Source organism: Ruegeria sp. BA12 (genome assembly GCF_056539625.1).
In genome coordinates this window covers 398,011-417,369 of the sequence record NZ_JBQFVF010000001.1, presented here as the reverse complement: position 1 = coordinate 417,369, position 19,359 = coordinate 398,011, and the positions used below count along the sequence as shown (strand labels likewise).

Annotated in this window: 19 protein-coding genes, 1 tRNA gene and 1 pseudogene; 11 read left to right on the top strand and 10 right to left on the bottom strand. The window is 56.2% G+C overall.

The features are described 5' to 3' along the window. Nucleotides 1-2: 2 nt before the first annotated feature. From ACR0B0_RS02080 to ACR0B0_RS02060, 5 genes are all read right to left on the bottom strand, one after another. Entirely contained in the window at nucleotides 3-104 is a 102-nt protein-coding gene (locus ACR0B0_RS02080) for a DUF2474 family protein (protein WP_170348197.1), read from the bottom strand. Then, nucleotides 101-1,102, bottom strand: coding sequence for a cytochrome d ubiquinol oxidase subunit II (cydB, locus tag ACR0B0_RS02075; RefSeq protein WP_480646205.1), 1,002 nt, complete (start codon nucleotides 1,100-1,102; stop codon nucleotides 101-103). The genes ACR0B0_RS02080 and cydB overlap by 4 nt, the downstream gene beginning before the upstream one ends. Continuing rightward, a complete protein-coding gene (locus tag ACR0B0_RS02070; protein WP_480646203.1) occupies nucleotides 1,102-2,484 on the bottom strand; it encodes a cytochrome ubiquinol oxidase subunit I in 1,383 nt (460 codons plus the stop codon). The genes cydB and ACR0B0_RS02070 overlap by 1 nt, the downstream gene beginning before the upstream one ends. Nucleotides 2,485-2,887: 403 nt before the next feature. Then, entirely contained in the window at nucleotides 2,888-3,178 is a 291-nt protein-coding gene (locus ACR0B0_RS02065) for a glycine zipper domain-containing protein (protein WP_058283947.1), read from the bottom strand. 143 nt (nucleotides 3,179-3,321) lie between these two features. After that, nucleotides 3,322-4,329 (bottom strand): helix-turn-helix domain-containing protein, encoded by a 1,008-nt coding sequence (locus ACR0B0_RS02060; RefSeq protein ID WP_480646201.1) that lies wholly within the window; start codon nucleotides 4,327-4,329, stop codon nucleotides 3,322-3,324. A 396-nt stretch (nucleotides 4,330-4,725) separates the two neighbouring features. Here ACR0B0_RS02060 and ACR0B0_RS02055 point away from each other — a divergent pair, with 396 nt between their 5' ends. After that, the gene (locus ACR0B0_RS02055) at nucleotides 4,726-5,106 is read left to right on the top strand and encodes a hypothetical protein (RefSeq protein ID WP_480646199.1); all 381 of its coding nucleotides are present in this window, start codon (nucleotides 4,726-4,728) and stop codon (nucleotides 5,104-5,106) included. Beyond that, the gene (locus ACR0B0_RS02050; RefSeq protein WP_170349366.1) at nucleotides 5,103-6,320 is read left to right on the top strand and encodes an HlyD family secretion protein; all 1,218 of its coding nucleotides are present in this window, start codon (nucleotides 5,103-5,105) and stop codon (nucleotides 6,318-6,320) included. The genes ACR0B0_RS02055 and ACR0B0_RS02050 overlap by 4 nt, the downstream gene beginning before the upstream one ends. Nucleotides 6,321-6,714: 394 nt before the next feature. Here ACR0B0_RS02050 and ACR0B0_RS02045 read toward each other — a convergent pair whose 3' ends face one another. Further along, a complete protein-coding gene (locus ACR0B0_RS02045) occupies nucleotides 6,715-8,454 on the bottom strand; it encodes an adenylate/guanylate cyclase domain-containing protein (RefSeq protein ID WP_480646197.1) in 1,740 nt (579 codons plus the stop codon). 163 nt (nucleotides 8,455-8,617) lie between these two features. Continuing rightward, nucleotides 8,618-9,330 (bottom strand): annotated as a pseudogene (locus ACR0B0_RS02040) (IS6 family transposase). A 110-nt stretch (nucleotides 9,331-9,440) separates the two neighbouring features. Between ACR0B0_RS02040 and ACR0B0_RS02035 the strand changes: the two are divergent. Continuing rightward, on the top strand, nucleotides 9,441-9,674 hold the full coding sequence (locus ACR0B0_RS02035; protein WP_368039709.1) for a tyrosine-type recombinase/integrase: 234 nt from the start codon (nucleotides 9,441-9,443) through the stop codon (nucleotides 9,672-9,674). A 65-nt stretch (nucleotides 9,675-9,739) separates the two neighbouring features. Here ACR0B0_RS02035 and ACR0B0_RS02030 read toward each other — a convergent pair. Beyond that, nucleotides 9,740-9,829: transfer RNA gene (locus ACR0B0_RS02030), tRNA-Ser, on the bottom strand. 202 nt (nucleotides 9,830-10,031) lie between these two features. Here ACR0B0_RS02030 and ACR0B0_RS02025 point away from each other — a divergent pair. From ACR0B0_RS02025 to ACR0B0_RS01990, 8 genes are all read left to right on the top strand, one after another. Then, the gene (locus ACR0B0_RS02025) at nucleotides 10,032-11,399 is read left to right on the top strand and encodes an SPOR domain-containing protein (protein WP_480646195.1); all 1,368 of its coding nucleotides are present in this window, start codon (nucleotides 10,032-10,034) and stop codon (nucleotides 11,397-11,399) included. 17 nt (nucleotides 11,400-11,416) lie between these two features. Continuing rightward, nucleotides 11,417-12,583 carry a D-alanyl-D-alanine carboxypeptidase family protein gene (locus ACR0B0_RS02020; protein WP_480646192.1) on the top strand — a complete coding sequence of 389 codons (1,167 nt, stop codon included), beginning with the start codon at nucleotides 11,417-11,419 and terminating at the stop codon, nucleotides 12,581-12,583. Then, a complete protein-coding gene (gene tmk / locus ACR0B0_RS02015; protein ID WP_480646190.1) occupies nucleotides 12,580-13,203 on the top strand; it encodes a dTMP kinase in 624 nt (207 codons plus the stop codon). Before ACR0B0_RS02020 ends, tmk begins: the two co-directional genes overlap by 4 nt. A 10-nt stretch (nucleotides 13,204-13,213) precedes the next feature. Beyond that, the gene (locus ACR0B0_RS02010) at nucleotides 13,214-14,335 is read left to right on the top strand and encodes a DNA polymerase III subunit delta' (RefSeq protein WP_480646188.1); all 1,122 of its coding nucleotides are present in this window, start codon (nucleotides 13,214-13,216) and stop codon (nucleotides 14,333-14,335) included. After that, complete coding sequence (locus ACR0B0_RS02005; protein ID WP_170348188.1) at nucleotides 14,332-15,138, top strand: TatD family hydrolase; 807 nt, start codon at nucleotides 14,332-14,334, stop codon at nucleotides 15,136-15,138. The genes ACR0B0_RS02010 and ACR0B0_RS02005 overlap by 4 nt, the downstream gene beginning before the upstream one ends. Further along, nucleotides 15,135-15,932: an MBL fold metallo-hydrolase gene (locus ACR0B0_RS02000; RefSeq protein WP_170348187.1), complete on the top strand. Its 798-nt coding sequence runs from the start codon at nucleotides 15,135-15,137 to the stop codon at nucleotides 15,930-15,932. Before ACR0B0_RS02005 ends, ACR0B0_RS02000 begins: the two co-directional genes overlap by 4 nt. A gap of 42 nt (nucleotides 15,933-15,974) precedes the next feature. Then, nucleotides 15,975-16,907 carry an AEC family transporter gene (locus tag ACR0B0_RS01995; protein ID WP_170348186.1) on the top strand — a complete coding sequence of 311 codons (933 nt, stop codon included), beginning with the start codon at nucleotides 15,975-15,977 and terminating at the stop codon, nucleotides 16,905-16,907. A 71-nt stretch (nucleotides 16,908-16,978) separates the two neighbouring features. Further along, on the top strand, nucleotides 16,979-17,671 hold the full coding sequence (locus tag ACR0B0_RS01990) for a CbiX/SirB N-terminal domain-containing protein (protein ID WP_170348185.1): 693 nt from the start codon (nucleotides 16,979-16,981) through the stop codon (nucleotides 17,669-17,671). A 33-nt stretch (nucleotides 17,672-17,704) separates the two neighbouring features. Here ACR0B0_RS01990 and ACR0B0_RS01985 read toward each other — a convergent pair whose 3' ends face one another. Together ACR0B0_RS01985 and ACR0B0_RS01980 are read right to left on the bottom strand one after the other, a co-directional pair. Next, the gene (locus ACR0B0_RS01985) at nucleotides 17,705-18,727 is read right to left on the bottom strand and encodes a GGDEF domain-containing protein (RefSeq protein ID WP_170348184.1); all 1,023 of its coding nucleotides are present in this window, start codon (nucleotides 18,725-18,727) and stop codon (nucleotides 17,705-17,707) included. Next, nucleotides 18,724-19,311, bottom strand: coding sequence for a heme NO-binding domain-containing protein (locus ACR0B0_RS01980; protein ID WP_480646186.1), 588 nt, complete (start codon nucleotides 19,309-19,311; stop codon nucleotides 18,724-18,726). Before ACR0B0_RS01980 ends, ACR0B0_RS01985 begins: the two co-directional genes overlap by 4 nt. Between the last annotated feature and the right edge of the window lie 48 nt (nucleotides 19,312-19,359).

Here is a 19,359-nt window from a genome sequence, read left to right as displayed (position 1 = left end):
TTTTAGGTGATGAACAACCTGATAACGTAAGCGACATTGGCTAGGCACAAGACGCTGCCGAACCATATCGCGCCGAACCAGAAAACTTGCTTTATCAGTTTCAATGGAAGCTCTCCTCTGGATCGATCTTTCCGCGGAATACCCAGTACGTGTAGGCGGTGTAAGCAAGGATCACAGGCAGCAGAATGACGGCTCCGACCAGAGCGAAAGCCAAACTGCTGTCAGGTGCTGCGGCTTCGGCAATCGTGAGGCTTGGGGGTAGCATATAGGGATAGAAACTGATCCCAATGCCAATGAAGCACACGACAAACAAGGCAATGGCGCAGAAGAAGGGCTGATAGTCGCGCTGTGTCTTCAGGCCGCGATGAAGCATCCAAGTAATGAGAGCAACAACAGCCGGCACACACACAGAGAAAACTACACCGGGCCACGAAAACCATCTGATCAGATAGATCGGATCTTGGAACGGGGTCAAAAGACTGACGAGGCCAATCAACCCGAGCGTCATGAGCATCAGTGGACGTGCATAGGAACGCATCTGGTGCTGTATTCCGCCCGTTGTTTTCATATTGAGCCAGGTCGCGCCCAGCAAGGCATACCCGATCACCAAGGCCACACCCGATAGGACAGAGAACGGCGTCAGCCAATCCCACTGTGCACCTGCGTACAGCCGATCTTCGACCGGGATGCCCTGAACCAGCGCGCCAAGCGTGATGCCTTGGCAGAAGGCAGCCACGGTTGAACCGCCGTGAAACGCGACATCCCACAGCCAGCGCCCACGCACCGTTCGCCACCGGTATTCGAAGGCGACACCGCGGAAAACAAGCGCAAGAAGCATGATGATAACGGGCAAATAGATCGCGGGCATCACCACGGAATAAGCCAGCGGGAAAACAGCGAACAAACCTCCGCCGCCCATGACCAGCCAGGTTTCGTTCCCGTCCCATACCGGAGTGACTGAGTTCATCATAACATCCCGATCTTTGTCGGTTTTCGCGAATGGAAAGAGGATTCCAATTCCAAGATCGAAACCGTCCAGGATCACGTAGGTTAAAACGGCAAATGCTATTATGCCTGCCCAGATTGTCGAGAGTTCAAGCATTACGCCGCCTCCGCCATAGTCGGGATTTCAATAGTTCTGTAATTTTCCCGAGGACCTTCGGCGGGTGCTTTGCCCATGAGGCGCAGCATGTAGAACGTGCCCGCTCCGAACACGGCGAAATACACTACGATGAACGCTATCAAAGACGCGGCAACAGAAGGTGCATCCACTTGTGAGAGTGAGTCCGATGTCCGCATCAGCCCGTAAACTGTGTACGGCTGGCGCCCCACTTCGGTGGTGATCCAACCGGCCAGTACCGCGACAAACCCGCTGGGTGCCAATAGAACGGATGTCCTCTGCAACCAGCGATCGTCGTTGAGACGGCCGCGAACCCGCTGAACAAGCGACCACAAGCCGATACCCAGCATGGCAAAGCCGATGGCGAGCATGATGCGGAAGCTGTAGAATACGATCGCGACCGGGGGTTCTTCGTCATCGGGGATAGTGTCCAGCCCGTCAAGCGGCGCGTTGGGGTCATGTTTCAGGATCAGCGATGATAGTTTCGGGATTTCGATGGCGTAGTCCACGCGCTTTTCATCTTCGTTTGGAATGCCGAACAGGATTAGCGGTGCACCTTCGGGGTGGCTGTCAAAGTGACCTTCCATCGCCATCACTTTCTGCGGCTGATGCTCCAGCGTATTCAAACCATGAAGGTCGCCGGCAACGATCTGCAGAGGGGTGATTAGAACGGCCATCCACATTGCCATCGAGAACATTCGGGTGATCTCAGCCGTGCGATTGCGCCGCAGCAAATGCCACGCCGCAACCCCGGCCACCACAAAAGCAGTGGTGAGATAGGCGGCAAGAACCATGTGCGTCAGGCGGTAGGGGAAGGACGGATTGAAGACAATCGACCACCAGTCATCGGGAATGAACTGCCCCAGTTCGTTGATGTCAAATCCAGCTGGGGTTTGCATCCAAGAATTGACTGACAAGATCCACGTAGCCGATATCAGAGTGCCAAGAGCGACCATCGCTGTGGCCATCATGTACAAGCTCGGACCGACGCGTTCGCGACCGAAAAGCATAATGCCGAGGAAGCCTGCCTCCAGGAAAAAGGCTGACATGACCTCGTAAGCCATCAAGGGCCCGATTACAGGGCCTGCGGTGTCCGAGAATGTGCTCCAGTTCGTACCGAATTGGTACGACATCACGATGCCGGATACGACACCCATCGCAAAACCAACTGCGAAGATCTTTTTCCAGTAGTTGAACAGGTTGAGGTAAACCTTGTCCTTGCGCCACAACCAGAGGCCATTGAGGACGGCCAAGAAGCTTGCCAAGCCGATGGAAAAGGCCGGGAAGATGATGTGAAACGACACAGTAAAGGCAAACTGGATGCGTGCCAGGGTCTCTGCGTCAAAGTTTGCGAATAAGTTCATTGCCGTTTCCTTTGGCATTGGGTTGCAAAGTGCGGCAGTGAACAGAAGTACCTCGGCTGCCAGCTCATCGATGTCATTCAGATGAGCCGGATTTGGGTTGTTGCCTGTTTCAGTTCATTTGGGTTCTGGACGGTTGTTTTTGGGTTTTGGACAAAACCCAGTTCCCCTTGGCTGGGACTGAGGCTGAAAGTCAAAACCGCGTCTTCAGGAAACAATTGCGTTCGAGGGCTCAAAACAAAGTTGCCACCCGGCTCGTTTGTGAGCTGGATGGCAACCTATCAGAAACTGTGCGAGTTCTGTGCGGGATGGTCAGTCAAACTGCGTCTGGATGCTAACAGCGCATGCTGACCGGTCGGGTTTGTTCGGCTGTGTTTCTCCTTGTTTGCTTCACTGGGGTGGTGTCTTAGTCGTTCCAGTCTTTGTGTTCTTCTTTAAAGTCGTCGCGACGCTCCTGGGCTTCGTCCTGCGCGTCTTCGAAATTGTCCTTTTGGATCGCGCCGCCTACGGCTCCGACTGCGGCACCAGCGGCCGCGCCACCTACGATGCTTTCGCCTGCGATACCGGCGACAGTGGCGCCGACAACTGCACCCTTGATCGCCTTGTCGGTGACGTAGTCAGCATGAGCTGTTGCCGCCATGGTGATCAGAAGTGCGCCTGAGATCGGGGCGATAATGAATTTCTTCGAGGTCTTCATAGGGTTCATCCTTGTTCTGGGTTAGCAACCACCGTGGCTGCTGTGTGCCATTGAACTAGGTGACCCGATGGCCCGCTTTCTTTTGGAGACGGGACAAGGTTTTGTGGATCTTGGACATCTTTCGATCCCCGGTGCCAGTCCCTCTAGCGGCCAGCTTTACGGAATCTGGCAGGCGTTTCACCTGTCCAGCGCTTGAACGCCACCGAAAAGGCGGCCTGATCCGCAAATCCAAGCATGAAGGCAACACGGGCAACACCCTCACCGCTACGCAGCATGCGTTTGGACAGGTCGCACAGCACACCTTCCAGAAGAGCCTTAAAGCTTGTTCCCTCGGCCGACAGGTGCCGTGTCATGGTCCGACGCGTCAGGCCAAGTTCTCCGGCTATATCGTCGCCGTTTGGTATCGGTCCGGGAAGACGTTCGCCGAGCATATCCATTATGCGGTCGGACAGACTACGGACTGCATCAGGCTGCGCCTTCAGTTGCTCTTCTCCGTGCCTTTGTAAATGTCCCAATAAGGTGGGGTCTGCCGTTGGTATCCGAAAGCTCATGCCGTTAGCGGGCAGAGCCAAGGCGTATCCGGACTTGAAGCCTACGACATCACATCCCGCCAAATCCGCCAGCTGCCGACAGTGCTCGTCGTCGTCCGTTTCCAACTCGATAGAGATCGGGGCAAGCCCGCCAGCGGTGATTTGTTGAACACGCTTATAAAGACCGAATATCAGCATTTCACGGTGGCGAGGGTATTGATGCGCCGGGATAACACTGCTCTCCAGAGTGATCTTTGGCTTTTCGCCCCCCCCCACTACGTCAAGACGCAAGTCAGGATCCTGCATTGCATAAAAGCGCTGCGTCAATACCAGCGCGTCTTCCACCGTTTCGGCTGCCCGCACGATGTAGGCCAGAAGTGTTCCGGGACCTTGCGCCGAAAGCCCAACGCGCGCGGCAAAAGTTTTGTCTTCCAAAACCCGGCAGGCAGTTTCAACTGCGCCCGCCTCATGTAGCAGCTCGACAGTTGCGTCGGGGCTATCGCCGATATCAACGGGTGCCCCCGCCATTTCCAGGACTTCGGGAAACGGAATGCGCGCGCCGGGTTCTTGAGAATAACGCAGCCCGACGTTTCGCAGTCTGTAAGCGCTGATGCGTGGCACTTTCGCGTCCTCCCCTGAATGGCACGCAACTCCCTGCAGTCACAGCAATTGTCCAGAAGCCAACAACAAATGTCCAGAACCCTCAGGATTGCAGGCGCGACGACGGTTAGGTCCGGGTCATCAGAAAGGAAACGACCATGATCTACTTCGCAAGGTACTACCGCGTACTGAAGGCAATCCAAAACTCCGCCAAGCAAGAGTGGGCCGGGGGTAACATCCGCGGTCTGAACACTTCGCCACTTGGCGAGAAAACACCGAACGGACGTCGTTGGGATCCACCCTACGCCCCGCAGGAACAGCCCTCAGAACCCGCACAACAACCAACCGAGAATTGACGTTCTCCAAACACTGAAAATCTACATGCGCAGCGTGGCTGCGTAACAAAAGGACTGAAACATGAAACCACCCGCGTTCCTAATGGCGCCCTTAGTTGGCGTCATTTCAACTCCGGCCTTCGCCGCTGGCGGCGATCCTAGATGGTGGGTCGCGCCCAACCAAACCGACACCTATGCATGGGTAGGCTTGGTCGTTCTCGCCCTTGCGATCCTGCTGGTCGTACATCTGTACGCGCGCTTTGAACGCTACACCGAACACAAGTCAATCGGCACTCCGCTGCGCACAACTATTCCGACAATGCTCACTGTCGCCTTGGCGTATGAGCTGATGCCTGCCCTGAGCCACTTCAGCAGTCTACTGCCGGGTGCCTTAATCCTGACCGCAATCGCTCGCGACTTCATGTTGTGGTGGCGTCCATCGAAAGAGGAGTTGTCAAAATGATTGAGCTTCTAGTAACCTCTTTTCCGTTTGTCCTGCGCGTGATTTATCTGAAATGGCGCGGGCTACCGGTCACCCTCTACAATGTTCACCGAGCGCTCTTCATGTGGTTCGTTCTCGCCCTGATCGTGTTCTTTGCTGTATTCTACTACTATCCCAAGTCCTACACCGGCCTCGTGCCATTCAGAACTGTTCCGGTCGTCGCCGAGAACGGCGGAACCGTTACGGACATCTATGTAAAGGGCGGCGATCGTGTCGAACCGGGCGATCCGCTGTTTGCAGTCGAGAATGCGTCGGAGCAAGCCGCTGTAGATTTTGCGATGCGCAAAGTTGAAGAGATTGAAAGCGCGAAACTGGCCGCTGAGTTGCAGGTCCAGACCGCGCAGGCCGTGGTGGATGCAGCAGTTACCGCTAGAGAACAGGCTGAGTTGGTGCTGATGGATCACGAGGCACTTCAAGCAAAGGGCTCTGCAGCATTTCAAGTGAGCCAGCTGGAGCGCGCTCAAGCAACTTTGAGCACTCGGGAAGCTGAGGTTGAGGCTGCTGAAACGCAACTTGGTGTGGCGCAAGTTCAGGCAACGGCTGTTCTGCCCGCCCAACTTGCATCGGCGCGTGCATCGTTACAGCAGGCTCAGGTGGAACTCTCAAAGACCCTGACGCGCAGCTCTGTCGATGGTGTAGTTGAACAAGTTACCCTGAATGTTGGTTCACGCGCAGCGCAAGCCGCAATGAGCCCCGCCATGCTGATTGTACCCGACCGAAAAGATGTAGAGAAAGGACGCGTCGTAGCCGGCTTCTCACAGGTTTCTCGCACCGAACTGTACGAAGGTATGGCCGCAGAGGTGGCATGCGAAAGCAACTTCAACATCTCAATGCGCAACACCGTTCTTCCTGCAAGGATCGTACGTATTCAGGAGCAGATTTCTTCGGGTCAGCTCGCGCCTAGCGGTCGCCTGATTGAGCCGAGTGAAAAGGCGAAACGGGGTCAGATCGTTGTGCATCTCGATCTGGTGCACCCAGAACACCGCGAACTTTTGGTGCCAGGTAGTGGTTGCATCGTCCAATCCTACACCACCAAATTTGAAGGTGACATGGAGGGAACACTTGTTGCCCACGGGATCCAGGCTATGGGTATCATCAAGGCAGTCGGTCTGCGGGTTAAAGCTTGGTTCGGTCTGACTTCGGGTATCGGCTTGATCGGTGGTGGACACGCCTGATTTTCCGAAGACCCTCCTATTCAGTAAATGCGGCTCCCGATAAACGTTGGGAGTCGTTTCTTCTGTTTTGTGAACAGATCACATGCCAAAAAAATGTGAGTTCTGTTTCGGCTTTCTGATACCCGGCGAACGGTAGGTAGGTCCGCTCAGGTAATCTTTTGCAAGAAAATGACGACCACATTCAGTAGACCGGAATGTTAGTTTTGACCGCGTAGCCGCCGTCGGTTGATCGCGCAGCAGCAGTCACTATGGGCTCGGAAGCGGCCATTCGCTGCTAGTTGCTCGTACGACTGCTTTGCGGACAAAATGGTCGTTAGACTCCGGCGATCCAAGACCTTTTCTTACACAGAGAAGACGCATTAATCCTCAATTTTTAAGTTAGCAAATTGTGTACTCAACCAGCGAGGCGAAGTGAGGTTGTCGCCATAGCGCTCCTCAATTCGGCTTTCAATCTCTTAGATATCTCGCGATCTTTGAAGTATTCAGTTTGAATGAATGTAGAAGGTCTAAAGTCCGGATCGTGAAGCAACAAATCGCGAACTGCTCGTTCAAGCTTGCAGTCATTATTCAAGTGAGTTGCGGCCGCAGTCCGATAAGCTGCCGCCCGCCGAGTGAGCCTCGCAAATTCATCCACGGTGTTAAAACAAGCCTCAAAATCATGCATGACATAGTAGGCAATTGCCTCTAGTTCGCGGCAATATTCGGGCAAAAAGGGATCAAGCATCTTTGCACGCTTTTGGTACTCAAGAGCAGTCTTTCCATCTCCGAGAAAGTTATGGAGTTCACCGGTTCGTCCGACAATGAACGCGTGATTGGGGTTTAACTCCAGAGCGCGATTGAAGTGGAACTTAGCCCGTTCAAAGTCACGAACATAGAGCGCCAAGGAACCGGCAATTCGATGGCTTTCAGCGTCCGTTTCATCCAGCTCGACAGCTAGGTTCCCCGCTTCGACCAACTCATTCCATACATCTTCACCGGTCCATTCTGCTACTGTAGCGACAGCGCACGCCCTCCACGCATGAACTCGACCATATCCTGGATCTCGTTTCAGCGCTTCGTCAAACCAATGAACTGCTTCCTGTGCATTCTCCTTTGTGACTCCACCAATCCGGTGATAGTACAAACCGCGGATTAAACATTCATAGGCTTCCAGGTCACCCGGACGTTTGCGCTGTGCCGTGGCTTCCATTTGCCGTTCGATCTGGCCAGCCACACTAGCGACGATTTTGGCAACAAGGTCATCTTGGAAATCGAAAAGATCCTCCAGATTGCAATCCGCCCGCTCTGCCCAAAGCTGTTCGCCTGACACTGCATCCGTCAGATACGCGTTGATCCGTATGCGATTTCCAAGCTTGCGAACCCCGCCCTCAAGACAGAAACCCACGCCGAGTTTCTGTCCAAGTTCACGAGCGTCCGCCGCAACCCCTTTTAACCCAAAACTAGTATTCCTGGAGATCGTGAGAATGTCAGGGAACCGGGACAACTCTGTAATGATGTCTTCCGTCAGGCCATCGGAAAAATACTCCTGCTCGGGATCATTGCTCATGTTCTTGAAGGGAAGCACAACAATTGAGTTGGTGGACTTTTGAAGTTCCGCCACGTAGGGAAGGCTACTGTCCTCGATAAGGGCGGTTCCGCAACTGTGCGTGCCAAGCTCGCCTGCAACAGCGTAGACCGTAATTGGTTCGGAAATATTTTTAAGCTTTCGGGTGCCCTTGTTCTCAAATTTTAGCTGGGCCGACCGCTTGGCGTGATCGAACACAGCATTGCTTACGAGGACCGTACCCGGCTCGGCTTCAGACTCAATACGACTCGCTACATTTACCCCATCGCCAAGCAAATCGTCGCCATCTACTACGACATCGGCAAGATGGACCCCAACCCTGATTTCTAGTCCAATCTCTCGCTTGGTTACTGGTGCAGCGAGTTGAAGTTGTAAGTTGTAAGCACAGCGAACAGCCGCCACCGGGCTAGAAAACTCCAAAAGAAAGCCATCACCCGCGCGGTTGAAGACCCGCCCATTGTGCGTGGACGCAACAGTTCCGATTAACTCGTTTAACAGGGTAACACGATTTATCGTGTCGACTTCATCTTCACGCATTCGAGTGGAATAACCGACAACATCAGCGGCCAAGATCGTAGACAATCTCCTATTCATATTGAAGGTTCCTATTGCGCATAAATTTTAAGCCCTAATGCACGATTGCCCCATAGTAAGCCATTTGACTTCAAGAGTCTGCAAGGGGTGCTGTCAGACGAATTCTAACCAGTCTCAGTTTGCCGCGGAAACCGCAAACCTATCCGGAACAAAGTTGACGCCACTCGCTAAAAGCGGCGGCGCGGGTCAGCTTGAAGGTATCTCGGCTTGCGAGCGATCCTTCTTGGTTGAAGTGGATGTAGACAGAGGAGTGGACCGAGACGAATTTCTGTAGACTTCGCATGCGCCTGAACCGTTGCATGGCGCGTTCGCGTCGTCGGAAAGGAAGGTGGGAATTCTCAACGCGGTTGTTGAGCCACCTGCCCGTCTGTTGTTTTTTGAGCGCGCCCAGCTCTCTGTGCGCGGTTCTGTATGAGGCGAAGCGATCCGTGACGACGTTTTCCGCTTTACCGTATCGCTTCATCAATTTCTTGAGGAATTTCAGTGCTGTCTGCTTGTTTCGGCGTTTGGTGACAACGGCTTCGAGTACCTCGCCTTCGTGATCGACGGCCGCCAGAGGTAGTGTCTCTTGCCATTCACCTTCACGAAAACCTCGTCCACGTGCCACTTCCATTTGGAGAACGCGCGCAGTTGCTGAACACGCTTCCGTCTGATCTCAGCAGCAAACATTGGGCCAAACCTGTTCCACCAATACCGGACAGTTTCGTGCCTCACGTCGATGCCTCGCTCGTGCAACAGATCTTCGACATTCCTAAGCGAGAGCGGGAAACGGATGTACAGCATCACCGCCAAGCGGATAATCTCGGGATTGGTTTTGAAGTATTTGAAAGAGGCGGGTCTGGTGATGGGCAAAAGCTACGCAACACCCCTACCCCGCTCACGCAAAGTTCTTCTGACAAGACCGGGCCGACAACGGATTCGTTTTCTGCAACCCTACGGGTGAGATTCTGGTATTAGAAAACGTGACCAAAATTGCAGGGTCGATCCGTGACGCTGCTGGGGTATCGCAGGACGTTTCGCCCTTCCACGGTACACGGCACTATGCGTTGACCCAGTTGCACAAGGCTGGTGTTGATGGCCTGACTATCCGTGCGCGGGCCGGTCATGCCGACATCAGATCAACGCAAGGATACATCACTGTTGACGATGATGATGACCGCAAAGCAGCCGCTGCGGTCCGTGATTCACTGCTGTAATGCAAATGAAACGCAAATGGTGACTAGCTGGAAGTGGTGTGGCCGACCTGTAAATCGTTGATAAGTGGCGGGGAGACAGGGATTCGAACCCTGGGAACGCTCTCACGTTCAACGGTTTTCAAGACCGCCGCATTCGACCACTCTGCCACCTCCCCGCGTGGGGCTGGGTCTAAGGCCAACTGAAATCGGTGGCAAGAGCAAATAGGGAATTCTCGCCTAAGCATGTGCAGTGGTCTTTCCATGACACCTCACCCACGTTATGCTTTGCAGGAAAGACCGTAACAGACCGGCAAGACAGAACCGGCAATTGGCGGCGGGGTTCAGGAAACGAGACCCCTTCAGGCAAGGGATGACAAAATGAAGCGAGCGACTGAGACACGCGTAAAACCGCGATCGTGGGCGGTGCTGGCGGTGACATTGGCAATTCTGGCGGGGTGTGACGAGACACTGTCGACCGAGGAAGCATTGTCGGACGCACCAAGTGACGGCACCCAGACCAGCGGTACCGTCGAACTGTTTCCCGGTCATTCAGACAAATCAGGCGCAACGGTCGAAGCGCCAGAGGCCTTCAATGTGACCGAGGCCGCTCTGTGGGATGGGCGTCCGTCCTTGGGCGGTATCTGGGTTGCCCACCCGGATGTGACTCAACCCGAACGCGTTGTAATCAAGAATCCGAAAAACAACAAATCTGTGAATGGCGCCTTGTTCCGGCGGGAAAGAAACCTGCCCGGCCCGGCTTTACAACTGTCCTCTGCGGCCGCTGGCAAGCTGGGTATCCTTGCAGGTGCGCCGACCAAGGTTCAGGTTACTGCCCTGCGGCGCAAACCCGTAGAAAAAGAAGAACCCAAGCCCGAAGAAACCGCGACAACCGAGAATAAATCGGTCACCGATGAAGCAAAATCAAAAGACGCAGCCATAGAAACGGCTACGGCAGATGCCGAAAAGCCCACAAAGCGGAAATGGTGGCAAAAGAAGGAAACGGTTGCCGCAGCAGGTGCAGCCGGAGCCGCTGCAGCGGCAACAGACGACGCCGCAGCTGAAGCAACCGCCGATGCCGCAGAAGACGTGGTTGAAACCGCAGCTCAGGCCACACCGTCCTCTACTCAATCTGAACCCAAAGTCAGCCCGTCCGAGGAAAAGCCAGCCAAACGGAAGTGGTGGCAAAAGAAGGAACCGGTTGCCGCAGCAGGCGCAGCCGGAGCTACCGCGGCGGCAACAAGCGACACCGCAGCTGAGGCAACCGCTGATGCGGTGGGAGAAGTGGTAGAAACCGCAACTCAGCCCACCGCGGCCCCCTCTCTGTCTGACCCCAAAGTCACCCCACCCGAGGACAAACCGGCCAAGCGGAAGTGGTGGCAAAAGAAAGATCCTAACGAGATCACTGAAACGCCGCTTGACCCCGTTGCAGGTGCTGCAGCCGCGATTGAAGCGGCCGACCCCACCCCGGTAAGCGCGCCTGCTCCCGCGGCTCAGGATCCAGCACCACGATCTCTGACCAAGCCGTTTGTTCAGGTTGGAACCTTCAATGTCGAAGCCAATGCCAAAAGCGCGGCGCAAAAAATTGAGCGAAACGGAATGACTGCCAATGTTCGCGAGCTGAAGACCGACGACAAAACGGTCTGGCGCGTGCTGGTTGGCCCGGCAAAAACCCGCTCGGAACGCAACGCATTGCAAAGCGACGTCAGAGACCTTGGGTTTTCCGACGCGTTCTCTGTCAAGAATTGAAACAAAGGAGGCCCCTCGTGCTGTCCTCACTGCGACCATCCGTTTTGACCCTTGGGCTGGCTGTGTTTGCCCTGCCCGCCCAAGCCTTTGATACAACAGCCCGCGCGGCATATGTGGTAGATCAGACTACAGGTACGGTTCTACTGTCCAAAGAGGCCGATCTGCCCCTACCGCCTGCCTCTATGTCCAAGCTTATGACGCTTTACGTGGCGTTCGAGGCACTGCGCGATGGCCGCCTGACACTGGATGAAACACTGCCGGTTTCGGAACACGCCATGAGCTATGGCGGCTCAACCATGTTCCTGAACACGCAGGACCGCGTCCGGGTCGAGGACCTGTTGCGCGGCATTATCGTATTGTCGGGCAACGACGCTTGCGTGGTGATCGCCGAGGCGCTCAGCCCTGACGGAACCGAGGCTGGGTTTGCCCGATACATGACGCAACGTGCGCAGCAAATGGGCATGAACAATTCCAACTTTGCTAACTCGAACGGCTGGCCCGCTGCTGGTCATATGATGTCCACCCATGACCTGGCTGTGTTGGCAAATCATCTGATTTCGGATTTCCCGGAATACTACCCCCTGTTCGCCGAGGAAGAGTTTGAATTCGATGGCCGCGCGCCGTCGAACAAACGCAATCGCAACCCGCTGCTCAAGCTGGGGATCGGCGCCGACGGTCTGAAGACCGGCCACACGCAAGAGGCCGGGTATGGCCTTGTCGGGTCGGCCAAACAGGGTGACCGTCGGGTGATTTTTGTACTCTCAGGTCTCGACAGCACTGGCAAACGGGCAGAGGAGGCTGAGGCCGTGGTTAACTGGTCGTTTCGAAATTTTGTCGAGAGGACAGTTGCCAACGCGGACACGCCAATAGCCGAGGCCAAGATCTGGATGGGCGCGCAAAAGACCGTGGGTCTGGTCCCGGAAGAGGACCTGTCGCTGCTGTTCCCAGTTCTGGGTGACAAGAATATCGAGGCCGAGGTTGTCTATGACGGGCCGGTCAACGCGCCAATTGAAAAGGGCCAACAACTGGCTGAGCTGGTTATCAAACCGGAAGGATTGCCGGAAATCCGACGCCCATTGGTGGCGTCTGAAAGCGTCCCGGCCGGAGGCTTCGTGGTGCGCATGATGACCGTGGGCGGTATCTTTCTGACCGATGTAATCGGCAATCCACTGGATGCATTGTGACAAATCCTGGGTTGTTTCTGACCTTCGAAGGCATTGACGGATCAGGCAAATCTTCGCAGGCGCGCATGCTTGCCGAGCGTTTGCGCGACCTTGGTCATGAGGTCGTGCTGACGCGCGAACCCGGTGGCTCGGTCGGGGCCGAAGAAATCCGCCGCCTGGTTTTGGAAGGCGACCCCGACCGCTGGTCGGCCGAAACGGAATTGCTGTTGTTCACTGCCGCGCGGCGGGATCATTTGGAACGCACAATCGAGCCCGCCCTTGCCGCTGGCAAAGTGGTTATCTGTGACCGATTTGCCGATAGCACTCGCATGTATCAGGGCCTGTCGCGTGGCGATTTGCGCGGGGTGGTTGATCAATTGCACAGCTTGGTGATTGAGCGCGAACCCGATCTGACACTGCTGATCGACATGGACCCACAAACCGGTCTGGCCCGCGCCAAGGGGCGACAGGGCACAGAAGAACGGTTCGAAGATTTCGGCATCGATCTGCAGCAAAAGATGCGCGCCGGATTTCTGGCGCTGGCCGATGAGTTTCCGGACCGCTTTCGCGTGATTGACGGCAATCGCGACATGGACAGCGTTGCACAGGATGTGACAGATATCGTTCTGCAAGCTTTGTGACTGACGATAGATGAGCGACGATACCCCAACCCCGGATCAGGCCCCCGGTGCCCCGCACCCGCGCGAAACCCAGCAACTGTTTGGGCAAGCTGCGGCTGAACAGGCATTTCTGCGCGCCTACACCTCGGACCGGCTGCACCACGGCTGGCTTTTGACTGGCCCGCGCGGGGTGGGCAAGGCAACCCTGGCCTGGCGGATTGCACGGTTTTTACTGGCAACGCCGCCGGTAGAAGAGGATGGGCTGTTCGGTGCCCCTCCGCCACCTGAAACCCTTGCGATTGATCCCGAACATCCGGTCGCGCACCGCATTCTGGCCGGGGCCGAGCCGGGGCTGGCCGCCATCACCCGATCCGTGAATGATCAGGGGCGGTTGCGGAACGAAATCGTCGTTGATGATATTCGCAAGCTGGGGAAATTCTTCGGACTGTCCTCGGCCGATGGCGGGCGGCGTGTCGTAATCGTCGATTCAGCGGATGAGATGAATGTCAGCGCGGCTAACGCCCTGCTGAAAATGCTCGAAGAGCCACCTGCGCGCACGACATTACTGTTGGTTTCGCACCAGCCGTCACGCCTGTTGCCAACGATCCGATCCCGTTGTCGAACCCTGCGCCTTTCTCCACTTGGACCTGAGGATATGCAAGCCGCCCTCGTGCAAACGGGTGCGGACCTGCCCGCGCAGAACGACCATTTGGCGGCGCTGGCCGCCGGGTCGGTCGGCGATGCGGTGCGGTTGATCAATCTGGGTGGGTTAGAGATCTATGCTGAACTGATCGCCATTCTCGGCACTCTGCCGCGCATGGATCGCCAGCGCGCGCTGGCCCTGGCCGAAGCCGCTGCCCAACGCGGTGCGGCAGAGCGGTTCGAACTGCTGCTGACCCTGATCGACGTCGTCCTGTCGCGCCTGGCGCTGACCGGCGCAACCGGTGCGCCGCCACTACCCGCGGCTGCGCCGAATGAGGCGGAAACGCTGTCACGTTTGTCCCCATCTCCGCATCAGGCCCGTCAATGGGCCGAGGTTGCGGCGACAATCACGGCCCGCGCGCGCCATGGTCAGGCGGTGAACCTTGACCCTGCCGCTCTGGTCCTAGATACGGTGTTCAAGATACAGGAAACCGCCGGTCAGAGCAGATGAGCGACACCCCCCAGATCACCGACAGCCATTGCCATCTGGACTTCCCCGATTTTGAGGGGCAGCTGGACCAGATCATCGCCAATGCCGCCGAAGCAGGCGTGACCCGCATGGTCACGATCTGCACCCGCTTGCGCAACGAACCCACCATTCGTGCCATTGCCGAGGCACACGCGCCGATCTTCTATGCCGCAGGCACCCATCCCATGAGCGCCGCGGATGAGCCGATGGCCACGGTCGACGAACTGATCGCGCTGTCCCGGCACCCGAAATTTGTCGGCATCGGCGAAACCGGTCTGGATTACCACTACACCGCTGACTCAGCCTCGGTACAAAAGCAATCGCTGCGCGTTCATATCGAGGCCGCCCAGCACACCGGTCTGCCGCTGATTATCCACGCCCGCGCAGCTGATGATGACATGGCGCGCATTCTGGCTGAGGAACACCGCAATGCGCCCTATTCCTGCGTAATGCACTGTTTCTCATCCTCGGCGGAACTGGCCCGCGCCGCGCTGGATCTGGGTTTCTACCTGTCCATGTCCGGCATCGCCGCCTTCCCCAAAAGCCAGGAATTGCGCGATATCTTCGCTGCCGCGCCCGTCGACCGCGTTCTGGTGGAAACTGACGCCCCCTATCTGGCCCCACCGCCTTATCGCGGTAAACGTAACGAACCGGCCTATACCGCCCACACCGCCCATAAAGGGGCCGAAGTGTTCGGGTTGGACTATGCCGATTTCGCGGCCCAGACGCAGGCCAATTTCGACCGTCTGTTCACCAAGGCCGCAACCTACAAGGCGGCTGCATGACCCAGCTGCGCTGCACCATCCTTGGCTGCGGCTCGTCCGGCGGCGTACCGCGACTGGGCGGGCATTGGGGGGATTGCGATCCGCAGAACCCCAAGAATATTCGCCGCCGCTGTTCGATGCTGGTTGAACGTGACGGGCCAGATGGCACGACCACGGTGCTGATCGACACCACCCCCGACATGCGCAGCCAATTGCTGAGTACTGGAACAGGGCGTTTGGATGGCGTGGTTTATACTCATTCCCATGCCGATCACGTCCACGGCATCGATGACCTGCGCATGATCGTCTATAACATGCGCGAGAGAGTATCGGTCTGGGCCGACGGTGATACGCAGAACGCCCTGCTGGGGCGGTTTGGGTATGCCTTCATCCAACCCGAAGGCTCTCCCTATCCGCCGATCCTTGACTTGAAGTCCATCGACGGCCCGTTCGAAATCGACGGCCCCGGCGGTTCGATCCCGTTTCACCCCTTCAAGGTCAATCATGGCTCGATCGATTCTTTGGGTTTTCGGATGGGTAAGCTGGTGTATCTGCCGGACGTCGCCGAACTTTATGACGACGCATGGCCTATGATGGAAGGGCTGGACTGTCTGGTCATTGACGCCCTGCGCCGTAGCCCTCATCCCACACACGCCCATCTGGATAAAACGTTGGAATGGATTGAGCAGCTGAAACCCAAACGAGCGGTTCTGACCAACATGCATATCGACCTCGACTATGTCACGGTTGACGCCGAAACCGCCGATCACATCACCCCTGCCTATGACGGTATGGTGATCCATCAGGATTTATAGGGCACTGCCGTTGCAGCCCGCGAAACACTCTGGGACGGCTGGATGCTGCAAACTCTGATCGAAGTTATCCTGCCGGTATTTCTTGTGATCGGTGCCGGATACGCCGCGACCCGCCTGGGGTATTTCAAAGAAGCCCATGTCGAAGGGTTGATGAAATTCACCCAGGGCTTCGCGATTCCCTGCCTGCTGTTTCTGGCCATCGCACATCTGGATCTAAGTGCAAGTTTCGATCCCCGGCTACTTGGCAGCTTTTATGCCGCGGCAACCCTGTGTTTCACCGCCGGTTTTTTCGGCGCCCGCCTGATCTTTCACCGCGAGTGGGAAGATTGCGTCGCCATCGGCTTTTGCTGTTTGTTCTCGAACTCGGTTTTGCTGGGCCTTCCGATCACGGAACGCGCCTTTGGGTCCGAGAATTTGGACGGGAACTACGCCATCATCGCCTTCCATGCGCCATTTTGCTATGCCATCGGCATCACGGTGATGGAAGTTGTCCGAAACCGGGGGAATGGCGGCAGGCGCATGATCCGGTCGGTGATGTCGGCAATGTTCCGCAATGCGCTGATCCTCGGTATCGCGCTGGGATTTATCGTTAACCTTTCAGGAATTGGCGTACCTTCAGTTTTGGACGAAGCGCTTGGCCTTATTACTCGTGCCGCCCTGCCCGGCGCCCTGTTTGCGCTGGGCGGGGTTCTAGTCAAATACAAGCCCGAGGGCGATCTGCGCGCGATTGCCTATGTCTGCTGCATTTCATTAATCCTGCACCCCGCCCTGGTTTGGCTGTTTGGGACCTCTGCTGGTCTGCCTCAGGATTTGTTCCGCTCGGGCGTTCTCACAGCGGCGATGGCGCCCGGCTTCAACGCTTATATATTTGCCAACATGTACGGACACGCAAAACGGGTGGCAGCCTCATCCGTTTTGATTGGAACGGCGACCTCGATTCTGACGGTCTGGTTCTGGCTGACACTTTTAGGTTGATGGCTCCTTAGTTTGGATTGACTCTGGCGCGGCGGGACGCACCTATCGGTAAAGCTAACAGGACAATTCGAATGCACCACGCCCTTATCGTCGCCCATGGCCAACCGTCGGACCCGACCCCGGCCGAACAGGTCTTAGCCGAGTATGCCGCCGAGGTCGACGTACTGTGCGCAAAGGTGACTGTGCGGTCGGCAACGCTGGCGGCACCGGGTATATTCGAAGAGCGCGTTTCAAAGCTGACAGATGACGCAGTGATTTACCCGCTGTTCATGGCAAAAGGGTGGTTTGTCACCAGCGCCCTACCCAAACGCCTTGCCGGGCGAAATCTACGCATTCTGGACCCGCTTGGTGTCGACCCTGACCTACCAGAACTTGTGGCCGGGGCGCTGCGCGACAGGTTGGTGGAAAACCAGTGGACGGCGCAGGAAACGGATCTGGTTGTGGCCGCTCATGGCTCAGGTCGCAGTCGCAACCCATCTTCCGTTGCCCTTGCATTTGCCGGCACGTTAGAAAAACATCTGGTATTCAGGTCTATTCGTGTGGGTTTTGTCGAAGAACCCCCTTCCATCTCCGAGGCCGCGTCAGGTTTGTCGGAGCAAGCTATTTGCCTGCCCTATTTTGCCTGCACCGGCGGTCACGTTCTTGAGGACCTGCCGCAAGAGTTGGCTGAAGCCACGTTCAAAGGACAACTCATGCCAGTTGTCGGAGAGCTACCACCGATCAAGCGCCATATTGCAAACACTCTGAGCCGTGTGTTCGATTAGGCTTGATCGCATCTAAGCCGGGTCCGCGCGATTTTAATCCAAACGAACCCCGGATGCCGGGTCGCCTTGCCGACGCCCCACCAGTGTCGAGTATAAGCAATGCCGAGATCTGCCTTTCCTCTTCGCCTCATACAGCGCCAAATCAGCCGCGTTCAGAATTTCCGCAGATTTGGGGGGCGAAAACTGCGTGGACAACGCGGTCCCGATACTGGCTGATATCCGACAGGGGTTTTTCTCGAACACCATTGGTTTTTGCAGCCGGTCAATAAGACGTGACGCAATTGCTGAGAGGACAGATTCATCCATCAAACCCTTGATGATAATAACGAACTCATCCCCGCCAATGCGAGCCACTGTGTCATCGTTGCGGGTTTCCTCTACCATGATCCGGGCGGCCTGCTGCAACACGTGATCCCCCGCTGCGTGCCCATATTGATCATTGACCGACTTGAAGAAATCCAAATCCAGATGCATCAGGGCGAAAGGCGAATTCCCGGATATCAGATGGCCCAGAACCACGTCCATGGCCCGACGGTTCTTTAACCCGGTCAGCATATCGGTAAAGGCTTGTTCTTCGGCGGCCAACATCGCCCCTTGCAGCCGCAGGTTAAGCGACCGCGAAGCCTCCATCGCGGCCGATTTAGCCTCGACCAGGTACAGCAGTTCGATTGCAAGGTCGGTGCCAGAAAAGTCCGCACTGGTCAGCGCATAATCGCGTACAGCATCCAAAATCGAAATGCCGAAGGACAGGTTAATTACTGCGCCTTTTCCGTTGGGCAGTGGCGCAACCAATCCCTTCAACACCGTTCGTGGCGTATCATGGAGTTTCAGGTGCAGTTTTGCGCCAGCCAATGACATCAGAGCCGAAAGGGTTGTGACAGCGCGCGGGCGTATCAACTCGAATACATCCAGAAATTCTTTCCCCTCCATCGGTTGATCCGGGCGAAGTTTCTGCAACGTCGGCCCTACGCGTGTTATCCGCCCAGTTTCGCTCACCAGAACGAACATTGGACATAGTGTTTCCAGCAAAGAACCCAGATCGCCAGTATCCATCATGATTTGCGCGCCCCAAGATCGAAATGACGCCCTTCGGCAAAAGCGCTTTCCACAAGTACGACTGAGATGACTTCGGCCTCGCCCTCTTGCCCGTCATGGGACAACATGGCCAAGGCACCGTAATCGTCGGCCATGGCGCGCAAAACCCCGACCATAACGCTGGAATATCCGGCCAATCCGGGATGACAATACAATTGATATTCTGTTGGGCTCACCTCAATAAGCTCCAACATTGGCAGACAAAGGTCGGAAACTGCCAAACGGACGCGGTCGGACAAGTCATCCAGGGAATGCAGGAACTCTACATAAGTGACGCCGCCAAAGCGCAGCAGACGGCGCAGATCCTCCATATTCGGGTGAGACACCAGATATGTTCCCAAGTCCTCGAGTATTTCGGCACGTGGGCGCATTAGTTCGCCGCACAGTGCGTCCAAAACCCGGGCAGTCATGTCGTCATCGTAGACGAGCATGGCCTCGAACTCGGTAAATCCCAGCTCAGCCATCTCGGTCACGTGCAACCAGCACGTCTGCCCGTAGGTCGCGCATACGAAGGATTGTACCGCCCGATTGATCAGACCATGCATAAAATGCCCCAGATTGGTTACTTCTCCAATCTGGCCCGAGATTCCTTA

Excerpts from the sequence above, each read along its gene's own strand:
- cydB (WP_480646205.1), bottom strand. The coding sequence starts at position 1,102 with ATGCTTGAACTCTCGACAATCTGGGCAGGCATAATAGCATTTGCCGTT.
- ACR0B0_RS02070 (WP_480646203.1), bottom strand. The coding sequence starts at position 2,484 with ATGAACTTATTCGCAAACTTTGACGCAGAGACCCTGGCACGCATCCAG.
- ACR0B0_RS02065 (WP_058283947.1), bottom strand. The coding sequence starts at position 3,178 with ATGAAGACCTCGAAGAAATTCATTATCGCCCCGATCTCAGGCGCACTT.
- ACR0B0_RS02055 (WP_480646199.1), top strand. The coding sequence starts at position 4,726 with ATGAAACCACCCGCGTTCCTAATGGCGCCCTTAGTTGGCGTCATTTCA.
- ACR0B0_RS02050 (WP_170349366.1), top strand. The coding sequence starts at position 5,103 with ATGATTGAGCTTCTAGTAACCTCTTTTCCGTTTGTCCTGCGCGTGATT.
- ACR0B0_RS02025 (WP_480646195.1), top strand. The coding sequence starts at position 10,032 with ATGAAGCGAGCGACTGAGACACGCGTAAAACCGCGATCGTGGGCGGTG.
- ACR0B0_RS02010 (WP_480646188.1), top strand. The coding sequence starts at position 13,214 with ATGAGCGACGATACCCCAACCCCGGATCAGGCCCCCGGTGCCCCGCAC.
- ACR0B0_RS02005 (WP_170348188.1), top strand. The coding sequence starts at position 14,332 with ATGAGCGACACCCCCCAGATCACCGACAGCCATTGCCATCTGGACTTC.
- ACR0B0_RS02000 (WP_170348187.1), top strand. The coding sequence starts at position 15,135 with ATGACCCAGCTGCGCTGCACCATCCTTGGCTGCGGCTCGTCCGGCGGC.
- ACR0B0_RS01995 (WP_170348186.1), top strand. The coding sequence starts at position 15,975 with ATGCTGCAAACTCTGATCGAAGTTATCCTGCCGGTATTTCTTGTGATC.
- ACR0B0_RS01990 (WP_170348185.1), top strand. The coding sequence starts at position 16,979 with ATGCACCACGCCCTTATCGTCGCCCATGGCCAACCGTCGGACCCGACC.
- ACR0B0_RS01985 (WP_170348184.1), bottom strand. The coding sequence starts at position 18,727 with ATGATGGATACTGGCGATCTGGGTTCTTTGCTGGAAACACTATGTCCA.
- ACR0B0_RS01980 (WP_480646186.1), bottom strand. The coding sequence starts at position 19,311 with ATGCATGGTCTGATCAATCGGGCGGTACAATCCTTCGTATGCGCGACC.